Source organism: Campylobacter sp. BCW_6877 (assembly GCF_001762445.1).
Taxonomy (GTDB): domain Bacteria; phylum Campylobacterota; class Campylobacteria; order Campylobacterales; family Campylobacteraceae; genus Campylobacter_D; species Campylobacter_D jejuni.
The window spans coordinates 1-1,401 of record NZ_MJWW01000014.1 but is presented as its reverse complement, the minus strand read 5'-3'; the positions used below and the strand labels follow the sequence as shown (position 1 = coordinate 1,401).

The 1,401-nt window shown below is 27.3% G+C and carries 1 protein-coding gene; it reads right to left on the bottom strand.

From position 1 onward, the window contains the following. A partial coding sequence (locus AJ936_RS01345) for a motility associated factor glycosyltransferase family protein (RefSeq protein WP_070273968.1) occupies positions 1–1,401 on the bottom strand: 1,401 nt, incomplete at both ends.

Here is a 1,401-nt window from a genome sequence, read left to right as displayed (position 1 = left end):
ATTCTCACAAGCCCAAAGAAAAGGTTTTTCTATAGTTCCTTCTATCCTTGCTCCACCTTCGGTACAGTTGTAGGTGGTGATACCCATTTTTCTGGTATTCAGAATTATTTCACTTTCAAACCAATTTTTAAATAAAAGCCATATACTATGAGTTTCAACTTTTCCATTGTCTCCATAAGCTGTAGTTAAAATATGCTCATACATTTGACTTTCATAGTTAGCTGAGTTTTGATAATCATCAGGATGAGAATTGCCATTTTTTGCATAAGCTAAATCTTGTCCTATGAGAATGATATTTTTATGATTGAGATAAGTTGCTAAATAAGCTAGCATATGTGCAACGCTAAATCCTACAGCAGCATAAGAAAAATCTTTAAGATTTATATAATATGGAAAAGTAAGAACTTTTTGAGTTATAATAAAAGTTTTACCCTTTAAATATTCAATCGCTTTTGGATGAACAACACCAGCACAAATAAATATAATATCCTTATCAAATTCTCCAAAATCATGATTAAAAAATTCAGCAGTAATTTCAGTTCTTTCAAGCATACAAACATAATCAGGCTTAATATTATGCTTAGCTAAAATAGGATAAGAAGAATCTGCGCAAAAAATTGTAGCTTTATTAGCATATTTTTTTAACAAAGGAAGTTGTTTAGTAAGAGAGGGTCCTGTAGAAACAATGATAGTTGTATCACTTAAATTCTTTCTTTTAGAAAGTAATTCTTTATAACTAGGATGAGTGATCATTTGAGGAAGATTATAAACAAATTGCTCTATGCCTTGAAGAGCATCAAGGGGATCATTACCATGAGAAATAATAGAATCTTTAAAATGCTGCACTAGCTTTTTATTTAACTCCAAAACATCCTCATGAAATCTTTCATAATAATTACTCATCAGTTCTAAAAAATAAATTCTAGAAAATTGAAAGAAAGGTTTGTTAGAACAAAAATTAGAAAAAAATTCTATATTTAAAGAACTAGTTTCTAAAATCATCAATCTTGAATTTTGCAATTCATTTGAAAAATCTAAGATATGAAACATGACCCAAATGATTTCTATATCTTTTTCAAAAACAATAATATGTTGATGATTTTTATTTTGTAATAAAGCTTTAAATAAAATTCCATTTCCAAAACCATAAAAATACAATACAGGATAAAGTAGGTATTTATCATTATAAGTGTTTAGCATAGTGTTTAATTCATCAATAACATTTTCATAAAGAAAAGTATTATCACTTGTATCTTTTAGATTGATATCAAGATTATCTTTACCTAAGATAAGTTCAAATTTACTAGACTTGATTTCTTTTAAACTTTCTTTTAAAAGAATATTACCTAAAGCTTCAATGTTTTTATTAAAGAGTTCTTTTTGGGTAGGGGTGAAGGTCAT